Here is a 22,826-nt window from a genome sequence, read left to right as displayed (position 1 = left end):
TTTCATGTTTCAAATACTGGGATTGTGGTCGCGTTCCGAGTAGAATACCGCGCAACCCTACCTATAAGAATTGGCAGCTGGAGTAAGCAATGCTGAAAAAAGATATGAATATCGCAGATTATGATCCGGAACTGTTTAACGCAATTCAGAACGAAACTCTGCGTCAAGAAGAGCATATTGAGCTGATTGCTTCTGAAAACTACACCAGTCCACGCGTGATGGAAGCGCAAGGTTCACAGTTAACCAATAAGTACGCTGAAGGCTATCCAGGTAAGCGTTACTACGGTGGTTGTGAGTATGTGGACGTAGTTGAAACCTTAGCGATTGAACGTGCTAAAGAATTGTTTGGCGCAACTTACGCTAACGTACAACCTCATTCAGGTTCACAGGCAAACAGCGCTGTTTACATGGCATTGTTAAAACCTGGCGATACCGTACTGGGTATGAACTTAGCTCATGGTGGTCACTTGACCCACGGTTCACCGGTTAACTTCTCTGGCAAACTGTACAACATCATTCCTTACGGTATCGACGAGTCTGGCAAAATTGACTACGACGAGATGGAACGTATTGCCTTAGAACACAAGCCTAAGATGATGATCGGCGGTTTCTCTGCCTACTCAGGTATCGTTGATTGGGCAAAAATGCGTGAAATCGCAGACAAAATCGGTGCTTATTTATTTGTCGATATGGCACACGTTGCCGGTCTTATTGCTGCGGGCGTTTATCCAAACCCAGTACCACACGCACATGTTGTGACATCTACGACCCACAAAACCTTAGCCGGTCCCCGTGGTGGCGTGATCCTGTCTGCTGCTGATGATGAAGACTTGTACAAAAAGTTGAACTCTGCAGTATTCCCTGGCGGTCAAGGTGGCCCATTAATGCACGTTATCGCAGGTAAAGCGGTGGCGTTCAAAGAAGCCCTAGAGCCAGAATTTAAAGTGTACCAACAGCAAGTGGTTAACAACGCTAAAGCAATGGTTGAAGTGTTCCTTGAGCGCGGTTACAAAATCGTCTCTGGCGGAACCAGCAACCACTTAATGCTAGTTGACCTGATTGGTCGTGACTTAACGGGTAAAGAAGCCGATGCCGCCTTAGGTAGCGCTAACATTACCGTGAACAAAAACTCAGTGCCAAACGATCCACGTTCACCTTTTGTGACCTCAGGTGTGCGTATCGGTACGCCAGCGATTACGCGCCGCGGTTTTAAAGAAGCGGAATCGAAAGAGCTGACTGGCTGGATTTGTGACATCCTTGATGATGCTAACAATCCTGCCGTGATTGAGCGTGTTAAAGGCCAAGTATTGGCACTGTGCGCACGTTTCCCTGTTTACGGCTAATTTAAGTACGTATGTGCTTAAGTAGATGACTGGCTGAGAGTGATCGCTTGCTGACTAGGTACTTACATGAGGTACTTACATCAGTTACTTACATTAGGTACTTAACATCCGGTAGTTAACCTCAGCCCATAAATAGGATAAAATCCCATGGCCGCATTAAGCGGCCATTTTTATTGCTAAAATCTTAGACTTAAACCAAACAGGCTAACCTTAGATAACATAGTAAAGCCAACGGCTTTACGTCATTCACTGGCAGGAGGCTCAATGCATTGTCCATTTTGCAGCGCTACAGATACTAAAGTCATCGATTCTCGATTAGTGGCGGAAGGCCATCAAGTGCGCCGTCGCCGAGAATGCACCGAATGCCATGAAAGATTTACCACCTTCGAAGGCGCCGAATTAGTCATGCCTAGGGTGATCAAGCGCGATGGTTCACGCCAACCCTTCGATGAAGAAAAACTCCAAGGTGGCATGTTGCGCGCCGTTGAAAAACGCCCTGTGTCTATGGATGAAATCGAGCAAGCACTCAGTAAAATCAAATCGACCCTACGCGCCACTGGCGAGCGAGAAGTGCCATCAGAAATGGTGGGTAACTTAATGATGGAGCAATTGATGAGCCTAGATAAAGTCGCCTACATACGTTTCGCTTCTGTGTACCGCGCCTTTGAAGACGTGTCTGAATTTGGCGAAGCCATCGCCAAGCTGCAAAAGTAGTTATTCGATTTTTGTGGCTAGTCTATCGGTGTTTGGTTGCGCTAGCTTTAAAAGAGGCTTTTGATTAATAGCTTCTGCAAGACAGGTTTTAAAAACAGATTTGCAAGACTGGTGAAAGCCGAAACCTTTAACAACAGGGTTGAACATGAGCTTGAACATAAGTTGGTCCGTACTCGATACCCAAATGATGAGCCGCGCGATTCAATTGGCGCGCAAAGGATTTTACACCACTAGACCCAATCCCAGTGTGGGCTGCGTTATCGTTAAAGATAACCAAATCATTGGCGAAGGTTATCATCAAAAAGCGGGTGAGCCCCACGCCGAAGTGCATGCGTTACGTATGGCTGGCGAACACGCCCGCGGCGCAACGGCCTATGTCACCTTAGAGCCCTGTAGCCATTATGGCCGCACGCCACCCTGTGCCTTGGCACTGATCAATATTGGCGTTAAGCGTGTGGTGGTGGCGGTTGAAGATCCAAATCCGCAAGTAGGTGGTCGTGGCATTCAAATGCTGCGCGATGCCGGTATTGAAGTGGATGTGGGATTACATCGCGATGAAGCCTATGCCTTGAATTTAGGCTTTATGAAGCGTATGGAATCAGGTTTACCCAGAGTCACTGTCAAATTGGCTGCCAGTCTCGATGGTAAAACCGCGCTGTCTAACGGTGTGTCTAAATGGATAACTGGTCCAGAATCTCGCCGCGACGTGCAGCGATTACGTTTACGTTCTTGTGCACTGGTCACGGGAATTGAAACCATATTGGCGGACGACCCCTCACTCAATGTGCGTTATCAGGAACTTGGCAGCTTAAAAGACAGTGTAACCGAGGCGCAATTACTGCAGCCATTAAGAGTGATACTCGACAGTCGCGCCCGTTTGCCGTTATCGGCCGCCTGCTTGGCTATCGTATCGCCCATACTCTTGGTCTCGACCGTGGCTTATTCCGCAGAGTTTCAAGCACAATTGCCCTCCCATGTGAGTTGCCTAGTATTACCAGCAATTGCAGGTCGCGTCTCATTGCCTGAACTATTAAGCTATTTAGGCCAAAGCTGTAATCACGTGCTGGTGGAAGCGGGTGCAACCTTAGCGGGCGCATTTTTAGCGCAGGGGCTTGCCGATGAGTTAGTGCTGTACCAAGCGATGAAAATCCTCGGTGGGTATGGGCGTAATCTGCTGCAATTGCCCGATTATCAAACCATGGCACACATTCCTGCACTAATTTTGGTAGATGAGCGCAAATTAGGGCTAGATACCCGTTTAACTTTGAGCGTTATGCTTGATACCTCTTTATCTAAATCGAATTGGAGCAAGATAACCGTTTAACCTTGAGTCTTATGCCTTATTACTTCTTTATTTAATTAAGTGAGTTAACCATGTTTACTGGGATTATTGAAGCCGTTGGCACCCTGCGCAAACTGGAGCGTAAAGGCGATGATATTCGTCTTACCGTGGCGAGCGGCAAACTGGATTTAAACGATGTGCGTTTAGGCGACAGTATTGCCACCAACGGTGTGTGCTTAACGGTTGTGCAGCAATTAGCCGACGGTTATGTGGCTGATGTCTCTGCCGAAACCGTGAGTCTCACCGGTTTTGCTCACTACAAAGTGGGCACTAAGGTGAATCTTGAAAAAGCCGTCACCCCAACCACACGCTTAGGCGGACACATGGTCAGCGGCCATGTTGACGGTATAGCTATGGTTGAGCAACGCCTAGTGCGTGGTCAAGCTATCGAGTTTTGGTTAGCCGCACCCGCAGAGCTTGGGCGTTACATTGCCCATAAAGGTTCCATCACCATTGATGGCGTGAGTTTGACGGTTAACGAAGTGGACGGTAGTCGATTCCGCCTGACCATAGTGCCGCATACCGCAGGTGAAACCACGTTAATCGACCTGCAAGCGGGCGATAAGGTGAATATCGAAGTGGATTTAATCGCCCGTTATCTTGAACGCTTGATGAATTATGATGGCAAAGACAGCAAGAGCGGTGGTGTCACCATGGAAATGTTAGCCCGTGCCGGCTTTGTGCGTTAGTGCACTGGTAATCGTACTGCTAAGGTATAGAATTTCATAACAACAGCAAAATCATAAGGTCCTACAATGGCGCTGCACAGTATAGAAGAGATCATCGAAGATATTCGTCAAGGCAAAATGGTTATTTTGATGGATGACGAAGACAGAGAAAACGAAGGTGATTTGATCATGGCGGCCGAAATGGTAACGCCAGAAGCGATTAACTTTATGGCGAAATATGGCCGTGGACTCATTTGCCAGACCATGACCAAAGCCCGTTGTCAGCAGTTAAATCTGCCCTTAATGGTGACGAATAACAACGCCCAGTTCTCGACTAACTTTACGGTTTCTATTGAAGCAGCCGAAGGCGTGACTACCGGTATTTCGGCCCACGACCGCGCGGTAACGGTAAAAGCGGCCGTGGCTAAAGAGGCTAAAGCGTCTGATTTAGTGCAACCTGGGCATATCTTCCCGTTAATGGCACAGGACGGCGGCGTATTAACCCGCGCAGGCCACACTGAAGCTGGTTGTGATTTAGCCCGTCTTGCGGGACTTGAGCCATCGGGCGTTATCGTTGAGATTTTGAACGAAGACGGCACTATGGCACGCCGCCCAGATTTAGAGATTTTCTCCGAGTTGCACGGTATCAAAATCGGCACTATCGCGGCATTGATCGAGTATCGCAACACCAAAGAAACCACGGTTGTGCGTGAAGCTAAATGCAAACTACCGACCCGTTTCGGCGAGTTCGATATGGTGACTTTCAGAGACACTATCGACAATCAACTGCATTTTGCCTTAGTCAAAGGTGAGGTGAAGAGCGATTGTTTGGTGCGCGTGCATCTGCAAAACACCTTCAACGATTTACTCCATTCAGAGCGCGATCAGCAACGCAGCTGGCCACTCGAAAAGGCGATGGAGCGTATTTCTGCAGAAGGTGGCGTATTGGTTTTACTAGGGAATCAAGAACATCCCTGTGAAATCCTCTCTAAGGTGAAAGCCTTTGAAGCCGAAGATCAAGGCCAAGCGCCTGCTTCTGCAAAATGGCAGGGGACGTCGCGCCGTGTGGGGGTGGGTTCGCAAATCCTCGCTAGCCTTGGCGTGACTAAGATGCGCCTGCTCAGCTCGCCTAAACGTTACCATTCACTTTCGGGCTTTGGCCTTGAAGTGACTGAGTATGTGGCGGACTAAAACCCAAAGTTACACTGAAGTAAAATTAACAATTTCTGATAATTTGCATAGGGCTCTGGGCAATTGGCTGTGATATCATGTCGCCACTTTTCGCCCCGAGCTGGGTGCTTTAGCTAAATTAGGTAAGATAATGAACGTAGTTCAAGGTAATATCGAAGCGAAAAATGCCAAAGTTGCGATTGTAATTTCGCGTTTCAACAGCTTTTTAGTTGAGAGCTTGCTTGAAGGTGCACTTGACACGCTGAAACGTTTTGGCCAAGTCAGCGACGACAATATCACTGTTGTCCGTGTACCAGGTGCGGTTGAGTTGCCGCTAGCTGCGCGTCGCGTAGCTGCCAGTGGTAAATTCGACGGTATTATCGCATTAGGTGCGGTGATCCGTGGTGGTACTCCTCATTTTGATTTTGTTGCAGGCGAATGTAATAAAGGTCTAGCTCAAGTTGCTTTAGAATTTGATCTGCCTGTTGCTTTCGGTGTTTTGACCACAGATACCATTGAACAAGCTATTGAACGTTCAGGTACCAAAGCGGGTAACAAAGGCGGCGAAGCTGCTTTAAGTCTGCTTGAAATGGTCAATGTTCTGCAAGAACTTGAACAACAGTTGTTATAGTAGGAAAAATAATGAAGCCTTCTGAGCGCCGCAAGGCCCGCCGTTTAGCCGTTCAAGCCATCTATTCATGGCAACTAAGCGGGAATAATATTGCCGATGTCGAGCATGAGTTTTTAACTGAACAAAGCCTCGACGGTGTTGATGTAGCTTATTTTCGTGAGCTATTTTCAGGCGTTGCAACGAAGAAAACCCAATTGGATGAGCTGATCATCCCGCATCTGGAACGCCCGATTGATGAAGTGTCTCCAGTAGAGAAAGCCATAGTTCGTTTAGCGACCTATGAGCTGACTTTCCGTAAAGATGTGCCATACAAGGTCGCGATTAACGAAGCGATTGAGTTGGCAAAAGCTTTCGGTGCGGACGAGAGTCATAAGTTTGTGAACGGACTGCTCGACAAACTGGTTGCACGCAAGTAATAAAGACAAACGGTATCTTAGGATACCGTTTTTCATTGCTAACAAAGGTGGCCGATGTAAGTCGTGCCAAACTGTACAGTGAAAGAATTCCAATTAATTGAATGTTATTTTAGCAACCGCGGCCCCACTCGCCGTGATGTGAAGCTTGGCATCGGTGACGATTGCGCTTTAGTGCAACCCGCAGAAAACAAGTCGATTGCTATCTCCTGTGACACCTTAGTCGAAAATGTCCATTTCTTCCCCGATATGCCTCCTGCAGCCTTAGGTTACAAAGCCTTAGCAGTAAATTTATCTGATCTGGCTGCCATGGGCGCAGAACCCGCGTGGATGACGCTTGCCTTGACGCTACCCGAAGTCGATGAAACTTGGCTCAGTGGTTTTAGCGAAGGTTTATTTGAAGCAGCCGATTACTATGGCATCGCCTTAATTGGCGGCGATACGACTCGTGGCCCACGGGCGATTAACATCACAGTGCACGGCCAAGTCCCACAGGGTAAGGCACTCACGCGTCATGGTGCTAAAGCCGGTGATTGGATTTATGTCACGGGCACGCTCGGAGATTCGGCCTTAGGTCTGGATATCATTCGCGGCGCGCAACAGGCCAGAGCTGAGCATAAAGAATTCCTGATCAATCGCCATTATCGTCCAACACCAAGAGTCTTAGCGGGCCAAGCATTGCGTTCGCTTGCCTCCAGTGCTATCGACCTTTCCGACGGGTTTATCTCGGATATCGGTCATGTACTTAAGGCTTCGGCAGTTGGCGCGGTTGTAGATGTTAATTGCATCCCGCTTTCGCGCGCGATGCAAGATACCGTCAGCGAGGAGCATGCCTTAGGTTATGCACTGACAGGCGGCGAAGATTACGAATTGTTGTTCACCGTTCCTGAGGCGCAAAAAGGCGCGCTTGAGACGGCATTAAGCCATGCAGGAGCAAAGTTTGTTCGTGTTGGGCAAATTTGTGCGGGCAGTAAGCTCAAGTTACAACTCAATGGTGAGCCGTTTACGCCTCCATATCATGGTTTCGAGCACTTCTAATGAAATGGTTGTCAAAGGATCAGGCGTTAACGCGCCTGTCATTAAAAAATCCTGTCCACTTTTTGGCACTCGGTTTCGGTAGCGGACTCGCCGCTAAAGCGCCCGGTACTTTCGGTACCATAGCTGCTATTCCCCTCTATTTACTGATGGCGCCATTACCACTTGCTTGGTATATCGGCTTAACTTTAGTCAGTGTATTTGCAGGATTTTATATCTGTGGTAAAGCGGCACATGACATGGGCGTACACGACCATGGCGCGATTGTGTGGGATGAAGTGGCTGGACTGTTGATCACTATGATAGCGGCACCTGCGGGCTGGATTTGGCTATTAGTGGGCTTTGGTTTATTTCGCTTTTTCGACATCATCAAACCTTGGCCAATCCGTTGGCTCGATGCCAAAGTCGAAGGTGGTTTTGGCATTATGATTGACGATGTCTTAGCGGGCGTATTTGCCTTTATCTGTCTGCAAGGGCTAGTCTGGTGTGTTAGCTAACATGGCATGATAGTTAACATGGCCAACAACTAACCCTTAGCTTTTGATTTCGCATTTTTCTGATTGAAGCTTGATTGAAGGGATTAGCTGAATATCCCTTATTCCTTTTCTGCTTGATTTTATTATTGCAGCAGTTCCCTTGCGTTTGCTAGGGTATTGCTGGTGATAGTATCGCCACCTAACAGTCTTGCAAGTTCTTGAATACGCTGCTCACGATCGAGCGACTTCATTGTAGTTTCTGTACTGCCCGCCTTATTAAACTTATCGACGAACATGTGTTGATGACCATTGCCCGCAACTTGCGGCAAGTGAGTCACGCACAGTACTTGGGTCGATTCCCCTAAGCTGCGTAACATGCGGCCAACCACTGCGGCGGTGGGGCCGGAAATCCCGACATCAACCTCATCGAAAATCAATGTTGGCGTGGCAACTTTCTTCGCGGTAATGACTTGGATCCCTAAGCCTATCCGTGAAAGCTCACCGCCAGACGCGACTTTCGAAATCGGTTGTAAGGGTTGGCCAGGGTTAGTGGTTACCATAAATTCGATATTGTCACTGCCGTTGGCTGACATTTGCTCTGGGTGGAAATTGACTTCGATAGTAAATTTACCCTTAGGCATATTCAGTTCGTGGATTGACTGAGTCACGAGTTTGTCGAGTTCTTTGGCATATCTAGCGCGGCTTTGGCTGAGTTTTTGTGCGTTGCTAAGGTAAGCGGCTCTGCTGGCATCGACCTGTAGTTGAATTTCTTCGAGCTTGCTTTCGTCACTGTCTAAGGTGCTCAGCTCTGCCTTTAATGCCAAATGATGTTCGGCCAGTTTATTTGGGCTGACATGGTGCTTACGCGCCAGTTGCATGGCTTTTGATAGCCGTTCTTCTAAATAGGCAAAGTGGGTTGGATCGAGTTCAAGCTTACTCAAATAGTGCTGTAATTCGCCTGCGCTTTCTTGCACTTGGATTAAGGCATCATTGAGCATAGTGTTGATATTGCTTAATGCAGGATCGTAGCTTTGCAGATCTTCGGCGAGGGAAACGACTCGATTAAGCAGCGACTCTATATTGTTCTCTTCGCCTTCAGTGAGTATATCTAAGCTCGCCTGACAGGTATCAATCAACTCAGTGCCATTGGCAAGACGTTTGTGCTCTTGCTCAATTTCATCGAACTCATCGACTTTAAGATCAAACTCATCGAGTTCTTCTACTTGATATTGCACTAATTGCTTACGGGCAATACGTTCATGCTGGGAGGCTTCGAGTTGCTTTAGATCGGCCTCAATTTGTTTGCAGCGTTGAAAGCTGGCGGCAACCGTATCGATAAGTAATCTGTGATTGGCATAACTGTCGAGCAGAGTGAGTTGGTGTTCACTCTTCAACATTGCATGGTGCGCATGTTGGCCGTGAATACCGATAAGCAACTGACCCAGTAATTTAAGCTGTGTCAGTGGTACTGGATTACCATTGATGTAGGCGCGTGAACGGCCATCGCTACCAATAGTTCGACGTAGGATACACTCATCATCGAGTTCAAGATCGTTATCTTCTAACCAACGTTTTGCCAGTGGAATATCGTCCAAGGAAAAGCGGGCGCTGACCTCGGTTTTATTGGCTCCTGGGCGAACACTGCTGGCATCGGCACGATTGCCTAGGCACAGGCCTAGCGCATCGATGGCGATCGATTTACCCGCACCGGTTTCACCTGTGATGCTGGTCATACCGGGGCGAAAATCCAGTTCTAAAAAACGGACGATTGCGAAGTTATTAATGCTGAGTTGGCAAAGCATAGTGAATTCCTGTCGAAAAACATACCAAACCACTGTATTGATAAACAGTATATACTGATTTTATATACAGTAAAGTGGCTTGGGTAAATAATCGGCATTATCGGCAGTAAATATTTTTAATTGACTGATTATGCGTAGGTTCTTACTAAGCTTTCTAAGATAGGCAAACTGAAAAAAGTGACTAAGGTGCCAAATAGAATGCCCTGAGCACTGGTTGAAGCCTGAGTATTATAACGCTGGGCGAGTAAGTACACGCTAGCGGCTGTGGGCAGTGCGCTCAAGATCACGCCCATGATCAGGTAGTCACCACTGACTCCAAAACGGTTAAGCATAAAGTAGACGAGTGCCGGTTGGATAGCCAGCTTGAAGAGGTTGATAAGGCTCAGTTCGATAAAATTTTTGGGGCTAAATACGCTGCTATCTTTCTGGTAGCGCATCGCTTTGGCGAGTACCATGCCGATAGCAAATAGTGCGCAGGGGCTTGAGGTATTGCCAATTTGCTGGATCATTAGCGCCAGCCCAGAAGGTAGTTTTATCTCTAGCGCCGAAATGCTGACACCAATTAAGCTACCAATAACGATAGGGTTTTTACCGACCGCCATCATCATTATGACTAAGGCGTGGTGTTGTCTTTGGGTGTTTGTGGCCAGTTCCATCGAGACTAAGGCGACGGCAAACATCAGCACGGATAATAAGCTGGCAATCGCAGCGGCGACTAAGGCGCTTTGCTGCTGCGGAAAGAGGATGATGAGTAGTGGAATACCAATAAATGCCGTATTACCAAAGGTGGCATTGAGGGCTCGAATAGCGGCAACCGCATGCTGTTTGGGGTTAGCAAGCAGCGAGAGCCCAAGGCAGACAAGATAAGTGATCACCATAGCCGTGCTGTAGCCCGCAATAAATCCCCATTGCAAAATCTCACCAATCGGCTGCTGCGCGAGGGCGATAAGCATGATCGCGGGGAATGCAATGTAGTACACATATTGGTTTAGCACTTGGTCCGTATCGACGGGCAAGAGTTTTAATTTTTGCACTAGTGTGCCGAGCAACATGATCCCGAAGACGGCAAACAGAGGGGTTAAAATGGTCATTTCCCTCACTCATCCTTACGATTAAATTTGAATAAACTCAGCCATCACCGTCATTTCTACTATCGCTATGATTTTAGGTGGGCGCTTGCCTTTTTTATGTCACTTTAGAGCCAGAACTAGCGCCAGCGCAGTAAAACTCGCCACAAAATAACATATCATTTCAGTCTAAGGCTATTGCGCTATGGTCGTATAAGTGGATTAATTGATGTTTAAAACACAATGACTTAGCGTACGCTGTGATTGTTGATGACTTTATATAGTGCCTAAAGTGGGCTGCTAGAACAGAATTAGGATATGCAATGAGTGATGATTTAGGCGCTGAACTACAACTTGTCTATCTTTTTGTGCATTTAGTCAATGCGGGCAGTTTTTCGCAGGCGGCGAAGGAGCTCGATATGCCCATTGCCACAGTGAGCCGCAAGTTAGCTAAGTTGGAAGAAAAGCTCGATAAGCAGCTTTTTATGCGCAGTACTCGCAAGTTACGACTGACGGAGGAAGGGCTGGCACTCTTTCAACGCTACCAGAGTGTGGTTGCTCAATTTGATGAACTGAGTGGTTTAGGCTGTGATAAACCCGAGGGAACCTTGCGTATTGCCGCGCCGATTTCAATTATTTCCATCGTGTTCATTCAAGCTTTAAATGAATTTGGCCGCCTGTATCCCGATATCCGTTTGCACATTTCCCAGAGCAATGAGTTAGTGGATTTGATCGACAAGGGCATAGATGTGGCGATTGTCGGCGGGGCTCAGCCTGATTCTTCTTGGGTGTCGAGTACCTTAGGCGAGCTGGATTATTGCCTGTTTGCCACGCCAGAATATTTGGCTCAGGCACCTAAACTTGAGCATCCCGATGATCTTGAAGCCCATCAACTGATAAAAGTCTGGCCGCTGTTTAATTGGCATTTAAAGCATCCGAGCGGTGAGTCTTTCTATTTTAATGGCCCAACTAAGCTGACCCTCACGGATTTACACGGTGCGATTCAGGCGACCTTAGGCCATGGCGGGATCTTGTATGGTCCTGAACTGTTTGTAAAACAGCAGATTAAAGAGGGGAAACTTAAAGTATTATTGCCAGAATGGATTGGCGAGCAGAGGCGGATTTCGATTTTATATCATCAGCGCAGCCAGCAGCCGCTAAAGGTAAGAGTCTTTATTGAGTTTATGCAGTCAAAGGCGCCAGAGTTATTCTCTATGCGTTGATTTAACGAGGGGAACGGATGCTTAACGTCTTTTAGGTTTTACCGTGTTTTTGCTCATGGTATTTTGCGTTTGTTTCGCGTCCTGCAGGCTGGAGCGTGTCGCGGGTAATATGCCGAGTTCTAAGAAGTATCCCACTAAACGCCGCAGTTCGAATAAAGAACCGATACGCTGCTGATCTTTGATGGTCAGTTTCCAACTGTCGGTTCGTCCTTCGCTATTGGTTAAGACAAATCCTTGATAAACAATCTTTTTCATTGGAATAACTCAATATTGGCTGATGGAACTTGCTAGCTTTGGTTTTACTCGTTTTGGGCTTGCTTGAAAGTGATTGCAGTCGAGACTAGAGGCTTATTGTTTAGAAACATTGTTTAGACATATTGTTTAGAAATAAGGGTGCTTGAGTTGCCCCAAGCACCGAATCAATTAAGCGACGCTGATGCCGATATTTGATACGCCCGCTTCGATAATGTCTTTGCGTAAACCTTTGACCAGTTCCGCTGTGATCTTTGGATTTTCTTCGATAATTTCCAGCAGAGAATTTTGTAACTCTTTCTCTTCTTCCATGACTTCATGGGCAAAAACAAAATCATCTAATGCTTCATCGACTAAATCGACATCGCTGATGGCTTCGATATAGTTAGCCACTGTGCTCGATGACAGTTTGCTGATATTGACGATATCTTCTTCAATCTTGCCTTGAATCGCACCCAGTAAGGTCGATATGGCGACAACAGCGTCCATGGCTGGATAGACGCCATAGGCTTCAAAATCAGCGGGTTCAGGGGTGTTATCTTCAAGACGTTGCAGATGCACATCGATATTGAATTTAAGCTTAGGGTCGTACAGGGATTGCCACAGTAGTTCTAACGCAGTACTCAACACAGCAGGGTCACCAAACTCACAGACTTCGGAAAACAGTTGATAGTTGGGCAACATGCGTTGGCAAAGTGCAGTGGCGAAGAGTTGTTTTTGTGGCAGTGTTAACGCCTTAAGACGTTTAAAGAAGCCCGTTTTTTTGGTCATCTGTTATTTCCGCTGATAGCTGTGATATCACTTGATTTGCCGCAGATTCTACCTTAGTTAACTCATCAAGTAACTCTAGTATTTCGGGTTCGAGATCTTCGACCGCTGTTTCACGTTTTAGCGCCGATTCAATTTCTTGGCATAATCTTTGGGTTGTAGGCACGCCGCAGTAGCAGCTCGCACCATGCAACTTATGGATAGTACTGAGCATGACGGGGTGATCGTTTTGACTCAGCGCCGTCTGAATTGTCGTCACGGTTTGTGGCAAGGAGTCGAGCAGCATTCTCAGCATATCTAAGGCGAGGTCTGCCTTGTGATTAGCTTGGGTTAAGCATAAATCCCAGTTCAGCGTATGCAGGTCAAAATGGGTGAATTTAGGCCGAGTGATCCAGCGATGGATAACGTCTTTGAGCGCCGCTTCATCAATAGGTTTAGGTAAATATCCATCCATGCCACTGCCTAAAATCAGCTCGCGTTCTTCAGCAATCGCATGGGCTGTCACGGCAATAATCGGCGTGTTACGGTTCATTGAGCCTTGGCGAATTTGCTTAGTGGCACTAATGCCATCTGTGCCTGGCATCTGAATATCCATAAAAATCAAATCGAAGGTGCGAGTCTTCGCCTGTTTAACCGCTTCATCACCACTGTTGACCGCGATAACCGTCGTCACTAACTCACTGAGCAAGGTGTCGATTAGTTTTAAGTTGGCAAAGTTATCATCCACCGCCAGTACGGTTAAGGATTGGCGCGCCGCCGGCGTGGCTATGGTCACTGGGGCTATGATGTCGTATTCCATCGGTGGATAGAGTAAGTTGCGGGCAAGCTGGTGCTCACTCACGGGCAGAGACAACACCACATCGGCATTCGGGCGAATAAATTGGGTTAAGGCATCCTGTTCTTGGCAATCGTATAGCACCACAAGGCAATCGGTTTTGGTCTTCGCCAAGTTAAGTGTGCTTACCAGTTGTCCTGCATCGCTAAACCCATGGCAACTCAAGAGAACATAGTCGTATGGCGCTTCGGCCGTGTTGAGCGTGGTCAGCAAGCTTGGGATATGCTGATGGTGAGTCACTTTGGTATCCCATTGATTCAATTGGCGACTCAAGACAGCATGAGTCAGCACTCGGGGCTCATAAAACAGTATGGTTTTGTCTTTGAGTTTTTCGAGCGGCAGTGAGTCACCGATTTGGAACTGACCTAAGCCGAGCGGCAAACTGAACCAGAAGTTTGAGCCTTTTTCTGGGGATGAGGTAAAACCGATTTGGCCGCCCATTTGATTCACCAAACGCTTAGTGATCACTAAACCTAAGCCTGTACCGCCAAAGCGGCGGGAAATCGACGAATCGGCTTGGCCAAAGGCTTGGAATAAAAAGTCCTGCTGGCTTTCATCGATACCGATACCGGTGTCGACCACATCACAGCGCAGTACTACTTGTTCATCCGATTGGCTCTGCAGTTCGATTTTGACCATCACGCTGCCAGAGTCAGTGAATTTAATCGCGTTACCAACCAAGTTATTGATGATTTGGCACACGCGCATGGCATCGCCATTGACATTGTCGGGCACGTTGGGGGCGATATCGACGACGAGTTCTAGGCCTTTGGCCTGTGCGCTGCCTGAGATCAAGGTAATAGTATCACTTATGGTTTCCCTAAGGCCGAAGGGCATGTTTTCTAACACCATTTTACCGGCTTCGAGTTTAGAAAAATCGAGAATGTCGTTGATGATACCCAGCAGGTTAGTGGCGCTGCGTTCTATGGTCTTGATGTAATCGACTTGGCTCGAATGCAATGGTGTTTTGACTAATTGCCGCGCAAAACCGATAACGCCATTGAGCGGCGTACGTAACTCGTGGGACATATTCGCTAAGAATTCAGATTTAATCCGGCTGGCTTCTAGGGCGCGTTTTTTAGCTAAATCTAACTCGACGTTTTGGATTTCAATCTGTTCTAAGGTTTCCCGCAGATCCGACGTGGCTTGGTCGATATTTTGCTGCATCTCATCATGGTATTCCGATAGCGACCCTGCCATGGCATTGATGCCGCGTTTGAGTAAGTCCAGCTCACCAATCAAGTTGCCATCTAAGCGGGCGTCCAATTTACCTTCACGGATTTTAGCGACGACGCGCACCATCTCGGTAATGGGCTGAGTGACGTTTTTCACCAGCCGGAAAGTGAACAGTAAGTTCAACTGTACCCCGATCAACACGATAATAAAGGCGGCGACCGCGGCTCTATGCTGCTCGAGTAAGGCACGTTCTTTATTGATTATGATGGAGATATAACCTAAGAGCTGACCTCCGTCTGTCTGAATATCGTAATTGGCGGGGGCGGCACTGGGCCCGGTGGAGAAAATCGGTGTCCGTAAAATTAGACTGTCGCCCACATGCTCTATTTCGGTTTTATGCAGTGTGCTGAGGGCTTCTTTATAACGCATAATTTCAAAATCTTTGTGGTAGTGCGAGGTCACAAAGAGCTGATTATTGGCGTCGAAAATCGCGATGGATTTCACTAAGGTGGATTTGTTGAGCTGCGCCGCGGCGAGTAAGCGTTTGGTCGCCTCGCGATCATTGGCCACTAAACCGATTTCACTGGCAATCGACAGCGGCTCGATAATATTGCTGCCCTGTTCGACGAGCGTATCTTCAAGCTCATAAAAACGATTTATGGTAAAGTAGCTGCCCAGAAGGATACCGACCAAGATTGTTGGCGCGAGCGCCAGCACAAGAACCCAAGAACGTAGGCTGTATTTGGTCATGTTGTTGACTGGGTTCATAGCAGCGGCGGTGTTTCCTGTAACAGAGACTAAGATAATTTTATAAGACTGCCAGAAAGAGGGCGGTCTTTGCCAGTATTTTATTGATTTAGAGGCCGAAATGGCGCAATTTTTTAAAGCAAAACCAAATAGTTCCAAACAGTTGTCGGCTAAGTTATCACTGAGTGTCAATCAGCTCGATCACTTAGGCGCAGGTATAGCACAACATCAAGGTAAAGTCGTGTTTATCCCAGGCGCACTGCCCGATGAAACCGTGACGGTACAGCTCACCGAGCAAAAGAAAAATTATGCCCGCGCCAAGTTAATTAAAGTCGATGCACCTAGCTCTGAGCGCGTCGAGCCTGAGTGTCCACACTATCACACCTGCGGCGGCTGCGACTTACAGCATATGTCATTATCGGGCCAGCGTGAGCATAAAGAAGCGGCGCTACTGGATATTATGGCTAAGTTTGCCGGCGCCGAAGGCGGCGCTTTATCGCCCGCATTAACGGGTGAAGGGTGGCATTATCGTCGCCGCGCCCGTCTTGCGACCTTATTTGATAAAAATACCAAGCACTTAAGCTTAGGTTTTCGCGCCGCCAGTAGCAGTAATGTGGTGCCAATCAGTCAGTGTCTGGTGTTAGCTAAGCCGTTATCGAACTTGATCGTCCCCTTTGCTAAGTTGCTGAATCAATTGTCGGCTAAAGCGAGCTTAGGCCACCTTGAGTTGATTGCCGCCGATAATGGTCACTTCGCCGTGCTGCGTATCACTAAGGCGCTTAACGATAAAGATCTCGCTAAGCTGTCAGCCTTTGCTGAGCAGCATCAAATTCACATTTGTCTGCAGGATAATGAAGGCCAATTCCAAGGCGTTGGCGCCGAGTTAGTGTTACCGGTTTATCAGCTGTTAGATGACAAAGTTGAGTCGGATGCGGTGAGTTTAAGCTTCACCCCAGGTAACTTTGTGCAGGTGAATGGACAAATTAACAAGGCCATGGTCGCTCAAGCGATGGATTGGTTAGCGCCAGCGCCTGATGAACGCATTTTGGATTTGTTCTGCGGCATGGGGAATTTCAGTTTGCCCTTAGCGAAAATGGGCGCGGATGTGATTGGCGTCGAAGGGGTTGCCGAGATGGTGACTCAGGCACGGGTGAACGCTAAAGCTAACAATTTGGATAAACTGACCTTTTACCATGGCGACTTAAGCGCGGATTTATCCCTTGAGCCTTGGATGGGCAAAATTGATAAATTACTGCTCGATCCTGCCCGTGCTGGGGCATTTGAAAGCTTGCAATGGCTGAAGAAAATGAAGCCGCGCAAAGTCGTGTATGTTTCGTGTAATCCTGCGAGCTTGGCCCGCGATAGCGCTGTACTGCTAGAGCGCGGTTACCGCTTACAGCAATTGGGACTTATCGACATGTTCCCACAGACACACCATATCGAAGCCATGGCACTGTTTGAATTAACCAAGTAATTTGCGCTGGCAAAGTAAGCAAAGCGTTTGAATAACGTAAAAAATGTGATTATTGCGTCGGTTGGGTTTGACAAGTTCGCGCCAATGCTGAAGATAGGAGAGCTGAAGTGGTGCCCACTTTCTCTCTGAGCACGGATAAGGAAATAAATTAGATGGTCTCTGTTCGCGAAGCGCACTTTAATGATCCCGATTTTCACTTAGAAGATTGGGTGGCTCGCTATGTCGGTCATGCCGATGAAGCGCAGATGCTGCTCTCCTTGATTGGGCAGATTGATGCTTTGCCCGCTAAGAGTCCTGCGGCGAAGAGAGAACTGCTCGAACGTGCCCGAGAGATGATCGAAATCCTCGCACCGCTGAACATGGACATTGAAACCCTGCAAGCAGCAATTTTGTTTGTGGTGTTCGATGCTGGGTTACTGACCGAAGAAGCCATCAAAGAAAAATTTGGTGAGCCGCTGGCGCGTTTAGTGGCGAGCGTTGTGACCATGAATGCGATTGGCGCCTTAAAAATCAATCCCAATAGTCGCTCCACCGAGCCGCAAATCGACAATATCCGCCGCATGTTGCTGGCTATGGTTGAAGATGTGCGCGCCGTGGTGATTAAGCTTGCTGAGCGTGTGTGTTTGTTGCGGGCGGTGAAAAATGCCGACGAAGAAACTCGCGTACTACTGGCCCGTGAAATTGCCGATATTTACGCGCCGCTGGCCAACCGTTTAGGGATTGGCCAATTGAAGTGGGAGCTGGAAGATATTTCTTTTCGCTACTTGCATCCAGATACCTACAAAGACATCGCTAAGCAATTAGATGGCAAACGACTGGATCGTGAAGTATTTATCGATAAGTTTGTCAGTCAGTTGCAACAAAGATTAGATGAAGATCAAATTCGCGCTAAGGTCTACGGCCGGCCGAAACATATCTACAGTATCTGGCGCAAGATGAAGGGCAAACACCTCAAATTTGATGAGTTGTTTGACGTGCGCGCCGTGCGTATCGTTACTGAGCGTTTGCAGGATTGTTATGGCGCGTTAGGTGTTGTGCATACGCTTTGGCACCATATTCCGCGGGAATTTGACGACTATGTCGCTAACCCTAAACCTAACGGTTATCAATCGATTCATACCGTAGTGGTGGGGCCTGAGGGCAAAACCGTTGAAATTCAAATTCGTACCCAAGACATGCATGAAGATGCAGAGCTGGGTGTGGCCGCGCACTGGAAATACAAAGAAGGCAATCATTCCGGTAAGCAAAGCGGCTACGAAGAAAAAATTAACTGGCTGCGTAAAATTCTGCAATGGCAGGAAGACGTGGTTGAAAGTGGCAACTTGGTCGAAGAAGTGCGCAGCCAAGTGTTTGAAGACAGAGTCTATGTGTTCACCCCAAGCGGTGAAGTTGTCGACTTGCCACTGGGCTCAACCGTGCTCGACTTTGCCTATTACATTCACTCACAAGTGGGACATAAATGTATTGGTGCTAAGGTCGATGGCCGTATTGTGCCGTTCACCTATCAGGTTGAAACGGGCGAGCGTATCGAGATCATCACCTCGAAACAGCCCAACCCCAAGCGCGATTGGCTTAACCCTAACTTAGGTTATATCCGTACTTCACGGGCGCGTTCAAAAATCCAGCATTGGTTTAAGCAGCAGGACAGAGACAAGAATATTGTCGCCGGCAAAGAAATGCTCGAATCCGAACTGGCGCGGGTGAGCCTTAAAATTAAAGACGCGGCCATCGCGGTCGAGCGCTTTAATATGGCGAGCATGGATGACTTACTGGCGGCCATTGGCGGCGGTGATGTGCGTCTGCATCAAGTGGTTAACCATATTCAGAGTCGTCTGCGACTCGACGAAGTGTCAGAAGAAGATGCCGTCGAAGAATTAGTTAAGAAAGGCCAACATAAGCCGACCTCCAGTGGCCGTGGTCAGGTTGAAGTCAACGGTGTGGGAAACTTGCTTAACCATATCGCCCGTTGTTGCCAGCCCGTTCCCGGTGATGAAATCTTAGGTTTTATCACTAAAGGCCGCGGCATTTCTGTACATCGCGCTGATTGTGAACAAGTTAAAGAGTTAATGCGGGTTCACCCAGAGCGCGGTGTCGATGTGGTCTGGGGCGAAAATTACTCCGGCGGTTATCGCATGCGTCTGCGGGTATTAGCCCACGATCGCAGCGGTTTATTGCGTGACTTAACCTCAGTGTTGGCTGCCGAAAAATCCAATGTATTGGCCATGAGTTCGTCATCGGATACTAAAAACCAGACCGCCGCGATTGAGTTGGAACTAGAGCTTTATAACCTTGATGGTTTATCGCGGGTGTTATCGAAGCTGACCCAGGTCGATAGCGTGATCGAGGCAAGACGGCTTTAAGTTTCGCAATGCCGTTCGAAGTGAATAGCCTTGAAATCACTAGCAATATAAAAGATACAGAGAAGCCATCTAGAAGCAGAGATAAAGGATTGGGGCAGCAGGATGAATTTCACCTGCCGCCTTTTTTATTTGGTTTTTTATGTGCGAAGTTGCCAACGCTCTAATGCCTTAGCTTCATGCTCTTGGATGAAATCATTTTTTCCATCACAATAAACGCTAATATCATTATTACATTCCCGTGCAACTCTTCTTTTGAGTTCTTCGTACTCAGTAAGCACCTCTGGATTAGCTTTTAAGTATTCCCGAAAAGCAATATGTCGGTGCACATTTTTGTCATCTGTAACAAAGGCATGAATTTGATAAGTTCTTTGTTCTCCACCTTTGCGATAGTAGCGTCTACCTGACATACCGAACTCACCTAAAGCTTCATAACCTAATAATTCAAATTGATCTTTGCAGCTATCTAGAATGTCTAGTGATGGGCTTTCAATTATGATGTCGATGATTGGCTTTGCTGCTAACCCTTCGATTGATGTGCTACCAATATGATGAATATTATCAATAGCATTTCCAACTACACTAAGCAGGAGCTTTTTTTCACTTTCATACTTCTGTGGCCATACACTATTGTAATCAACAATTTCAACTTTCATTTTGAATATCTCAAATATAACAAGCTCGAACGGCGAGTAACTTGTTGCGAGTCTAGTGGCCGCAGGCCACGATGTTTAAGGCGCTTGTTAGTTTTCAAGTTCTACGACCTCAATACCAAAAGGCGATATTAGCACCAAAGTTTTTACTTTCGAGCCTAAATCAAGATTTGCATAAATGAATGTTGATACACAGATAGAGTCGTTAATGAAAAATAGCACCTCTTGTACAAGGATTCTTTGAATACATCTGCCTTTAAAACGGTACTTTCCATTTCAATAACGGTTAACTCAATTGTGCCGTTACTTGCATAAAAATAATACAAAAAATGGGAAGGGCACCGAATGTAGCTGTCGTAAACCAGCCATAAAATACTATTGGCAGAATTACAAAATGTTTGCATTTCTAGTTTTTAGAATTTCAGTAAGTGGCTTTGTTCAAAAAATAAATACGACTAACAAAAGATGTGTTAGTCCCTGCTTTTTTCTCTTTTTCCCGTTTTTGAACATTCGCAACCCGAACTTTTCTTAGTGGTGAAACTAACATTCTTCTACTACATTTGTTTCTCTTATAGGTGATCCAGACTACCTATACGATTGTGTAAACCAAATCGATGAAACATCTACCAAAAGGAAAGGGTAATGAAAACACAGATCGAGTCTAAAAATCTCACACTACGTCAGATAAATTTTATAAGTAGGGCATATAGAAACTTAGCGGTATTGGTTTTTACCCTAATTGCCTCATTTTCACCCCTCGCCATCGCGGCAACCTATCAAATGTCGACCCCTGCAAATGATGATGGTCAAGGAAACTTCCTATTCTTTGATAGGCACCATGTCGATTGCGGCGTTAATGCAATGAGTTCACTTCACTTGTTCAGACCTTCATTAACCGAAATTGCTTATGAATATCAGTGCACCGAAATGGGCAATGACAACAGCACTAACGTCTTTACTACTGACAATGATGATGGTGGGGGCAATGTTATTTACTTGGATCGACACACTATAAATTGTGAGAATAAAGGGCTTCAATATCTGCATTTAGAACGTCCGACCGCGAGCACTGCTCGTTATAATTACCGCTGTGGCAATCAAACGCTGAGTAATGTGACGGATTATTTTACTGCTGCAGATGACGATGGTGCTGGTAACGCAGTTTTTCTTGATAGACACAATGTGAGTTGTCCAAACAATAAGGTACTGAGCTACCTTCGACTGGAAAGACCCACCAGCAATACTATCCGGTATCATTACAAGTGCGGAACTTATAGTGATGCAACGGTTCATGGATTTACAGGAGCCTTTGCTCCGGCTCATTGGAGCATATCGGGTGTCGCAGCTTCAAGCATGAGCAGCTCGGCATTGACAGCAGTAGTCAATTCCGGCGGAGGTGGTGTAACGGCATCAATCACCATACCCTTAAAGGGAACCATCAACTTTGACTGGATGATATCCATCTACTCAGCTGGTCAATATGGTGATGTCATCAAGTACCTGATAAATGGCGTGTCTTACAATCTCTCTACAGCCGGCAGTGCTTCTGGTTCAGCTCAGGGTATCGAAGTTAATACCGGTGATTTATTTGAACTTCTGACATGGGGGACTACGCGGTCTTCCAGTTATAGTGCCAAGTTCGATAATTTCAGCTTTGTACCATCAGCAGCAATTACTCCCCAATGTGCCTTTGCAGGTGACAACCAAGGTCGTAACGATGCAGGCTTTACTGGACAAACTTTTGTTTACAGTAACACCAGTTACGGTACCAACAGATTTATGTGGGACGGCATTAACAAAGGTGAAGTGCCTATAGGTACAGGCTCAGTAACCGATGAAAATGGCAACGTATTTACTTTAGGGGCGCAAGTATCACATCCATACGCAGACCTGTGGTATTACGAGATTTGCGTAAACATGCCCTGAGCACTGCTAATTTAACCTGAACTCAGGATTAGAAAGTTAGAACTAGAGGCCCTCTTAGTGCTCGGATTTTTCGACCAAGAATCATCCCATCACAAAAAAGAGGGCCTATATGCAAGTTAAAGGAAGTATTTTGCGATGTCGGTCTTTTCTATGAAAATAGGGCTGTCAAAGTTCTATTTTTTATGGAAATTGAGCGGGATGACCAGCCAATTTAGTCTTTGTAAGCTTAGCTGTTGCTGTAAGCCTTTCATAATGGATTGCCATGGCACTTGCTCCCCGACGCGGTGAATTGAAACCTAGGGTTTCTGAGCTTATGAACGAGAGCCATGGACGGCGAACTGGCAGTTAAACATGGATGTTGTTCAAGTCCATCCGTGGATGCTCGACCGCCCCGTCCATGGTGCGGACGGTCGTCTCGTAAATCACCATGGCTCACCTTTCAAGTATTAGCGTAACCAGTAGGTTCAAAAATTAAGTCATGAGTATTTAGCTTAATTGTTCAATCTGATGTGGTTTGAGTGAAGTCATTCGATTAAACATAAGCAACTTTGGGACAAAAGCGATCGCCTAAGCTCTTGAAAGTCAGATAACCTTAGATACTCTAAGTCACGTTAATTACCTACAAATTAATGACTAGTTTCGGTCATCCACTACAGACAAATTTTTAATAAAAGATTTAAATCAAGGAAGTACCCAATAGCATTTGATTCTTATGCATCTGGGTGATAACTTCATATTAGCCCTTAGTTTGGTT

19 protein-coding genes are annotated in these 22,826 nt (G+C 46.8%); 13 read left to right on the top strand and 6 right to left on the bottom strand.

The annotated features are described in order from the left end of the window. Positions 1-89 precede the first annotated feature (89 nt). The 9 genes from glyA to Q4Q46_RS19160 all read left to right on the top strand — a co-directional run bounded on the left by glyA (position 90) and on the right by Q4Q46_RS19160 (position 7,813). A complete protein-coding gene (gene glyA / locus Q4Q46_RS19200) occupies positions 90-1,343 on the top strand; it encodes a serine hydroxymethyltransferase (protein ID WP_126492529.1) in 1,254 nt (417 codons plus the stop codon). A 264-nt stretch (positions 1,344-1,607) separates the two neighbouring features. Then, positions 1,608-2,057 (top strand): transcriptional regulator NrdR, encoded by a 450-nt coding sequence (gene nrdR / locus Q4Q46_RS19195; RefSeq protein WP_006082643.1) that lies wholly within the window; start codon positions 1,608-1,610, stop codon positions 2,055-2,057. A 145-nt stretch (positions 2,058-2,202) separates the two neighbouring features. Continuing rightward, the gene (gene ribD / locus Q4Q46_RS19190) at positions 2,203-3,381 is read left to right on the top strand and encodes a bifunctional diaminohydroxyphosphoribosylaminopyrimidine deaminase/5-amino-6-(5-phosphoribosylamino)uracil reductase RibD (protein WP_311906791.1); all 1,179 of its coding nucleotides are present in this window, start codon (positions 2,203-2,205) and stop codon (positions 3,379-3,381) included. 50 nt (positions 3,382-3,431) lie between these two features. Then, complete coding sequence (locus Q4Q46_RS19185) at positions 3,432-4,088, top strand: riboflavin synthase (protein WP_107948637.1); 657 nt, start codon at positions 3,432-3,434, stop codon at positions 4,086-4,088. Between the two features lie 66 nt (positions 4,089-4,154). After that, positions 4,155-5,258, top strand: a complete 1,104-nt coding sequence (ribBA, locus tag Q4Q46_RS19180) for a bifunctional 3,4-dihydroxy-2-butanone-4-phosphate synthase/GTP cyclohydrolase II (RefSeq protein ID WP_006082640.1) — start codon at positions 4,155-4,157, stop codon at positions 5,256-5,258. A 130-nt stretch (positions 5,259-5,388) separates the two neighbouring features. Beyond that, a complete protein-coding gene (ribH, locus tag Q4Q46_RS19175) occupies positions 5,389-5,868 on the top strand; it encodes a 6,7-dimethyl-8-ribityllumazine synthase (RefSeq protein WP_006082639.1) in 480 nt (159 codons plus the stop codon). 11 nt (positions 5,869-5,879) lie between these two features. Next, positions 5,880-6,284: a transcription antitermination factor NusB gene (gene nusB, locus Q4Q46_RS19170; protein ID WP_006082638.1), complete on the top strand. Its 405-nt coding sequence runs from the start codon at positions 5,880-5,882 to the stop codon at positions 6,282-6,284. A 78-nt stretch (positions 6,285-6,362) separates the two neighbouring features. Then, positions 6,363-7,319 carry a thiamine-phosphate kinase gene (thiL, locus tag Q4Q46_RS19165; protein ID WP_037392620.1) on the top strand — a complete coding sequence of 319 codons (957 nt, stop codon included), beginning with the start codon at positions 6,363-6,365 and terminating at the stop codon, positions 7,317-7,319. Beyond that, positions 7,319-7,813, top strand: coding sequence for a phosphatidylglycerophosphatase A family protein (locus Q4Q46_RS19160; RefSeq protein ID WP_006082636.1), 495 nt, complete (start codon positions 7,319-7,321; stop codon positions 7,811-7,813). Before thiL ends, Q4Q46_RS19160 begins: the two co-directional genes overlap by 1 nt. 122 nt (positions 7,814-7,935) lie before the next feature. Here the strand turns inward: Q4Q46_RS19160 and recN are convergent, their stop codons facing one another. Next, positions 7,936-9,594: a DNA repair protein RecN gene (gene recN, locus Q4Q46_RS19155; protein ID WP_006086873.1), complete on the bottom strand. Its 1,659-nt coding sequence runs from the start codon at positions 9,592-9,594 to the stop codon at positions 7,936-7,938. 128 nt (positions 9,595-9,722) lie between these two features. Next, positions 9,723-10,685: an AEC family transporter gene (locus Q4Q46_RS19150; RefSeq protein WP_311906790.1), complete on the bottom strand. Its 963-nt coding sequence runs from the start codon at positions 10,683-10,685 to the stop codon at positions 9,723-9,725. A 299-nt stretch (positions 10,686-10,984) separates the two neighbouring features. Here Q4Q46_RS19150 and Q4Q46_RS19145 point away from each other — a divergent pair, with 299 nt between their 5' ends. Continuing rightward, positions 10,985-11,884 carry a LysR family transcriptional regulator gene (locus Q4Q46_RS19145; RefSeq protein WP_126492526.1) on the top strand — a complete coding sequence of 300 codons (900 nt, stop codon included), beginning with the start codon at positions 10,985-10,987 and terminating at the stop codon, positions 11,882-11,884. A 21-nt stretch (positions 11,885-11,905) separates the two neighbouring features. Here Q4Q46_RS19145 and Q4Q46_RS19140 read toward each other — a convergent pair whose 3' ends face one another. The 3 genes from Q4Q46_RS19140 to barA all read right to left on the bottom strand — a co-directional run bounded on the left by Q4Q46_RS19140 (position 11,906) and on the right by barA (position 15,683). Continuing rightward, positions 11,906-12,139 (bottom strand): DUF3319 domain-containing protein, encoded by a 234-nt coding sequence (locus Q4Q46_RS19140; RefSeq protein WP_006082632.1) that lies wholly within the window; start codon positions 12,137-12,139, stop codon positions 11,906-11,908. Between the two features lie 168 nt (positions 12,140-12,307). Next, positions 12,308-12,907, bottom strand: coding sequence for a YjaG family protein (locus Q4Q46_RS19135; RefSeq protein ID WP_006082631.1), 600 nt, complete (start codon positions 12,905-12,907; stop codon positions 12,308-12,310). Further along, on the bottom strand, positions 12,882-15,683 hold the full coding sequence (gene barA, locus Q4Q46_RS19130; protein ID WP_311906789.1) for a two-component sensor histidine kinase BarA: 2,802 nt from the start codon (positions 15,681-15,683) through the stop codon (positions 12,882-12,884). Before barA ends, Q4Q46_RS19135 begins: the two co-directional genes overlap by 26 nt. 100 nt (positions 15,684-15,783) lie before the next feature. Between barA and rlmD the strand changes: the two genes are divergently transcribed. Continuing rightward, positions 15,784-17,136: a 23S rRNA (uracil(1939)-C(5))-methyltransferase RlmD gene (gene rlmD, locus Q4Q46_RS19125; protein WP_311906788.1), complete on the top strand. Its 1,353-nt coding sequence runs from the start codon at positions 15,784-15,786 to the stop codon at positions 17,134-17,136. Positions 17,137-17,288: 152 nt separating this feature from the next. Then, positions 17,289-19,496, top strand: coding sequence for a GTP diphosphokinase (relA, locus tag Q4Q46_RS19120; RefSeq protein ID WP_242325971.1), 2,208 nt, complete (start codon positions 17,289-17,291; stop codon positions 19,494-19,496). Positions 19,497-19,633: 137 nt separating this feature from the next. Here the strand turns inward: relA and Q4Q46_RS19115 are convergent, their stop codons facing one another. Beyond that, a complete protein-coding gene (locus tag Q4Q46_RS19115) occupies positions 19,634-20,149 on the bottom strand; it encodes a GrpB family protein (RefSeq protein ID WP_011847448.1) in 516 nt (171 codons plus the stop codon). 639 nt (positions 20,150-20,788) lie between these two features. Here Q4Q46_RS19115 and Q4Q46_RS19110 point away from each other — a divergent pair. Continuing rightward, the gene (locus Q4Q46_RS19110; protein WP_311906787.1) at positions 20,789-22,072 is read left to right on the top strand and encodes a hypothetical protein; all 1,284 of its coding nucleotides are present in this window, start codon (positions 20,789-20,791) and stop codon (positions 22,070-22,072) included. Positions 22,073-22,826: the final 754 nt, after the last annotated feature.

It is taken from the genome of Shewanella vaxholmensis, from assembly GCF_031932135.1.
GTDB lineage: Bacteria > Pseudomonadota > Gammaproteobacteria > Enterobacterales > Shewanellaceae > Shewanella > Shewanella hafniensis.
This window is presented reverse-complemented; position numbering and strand designations above follow the sequence as displayed.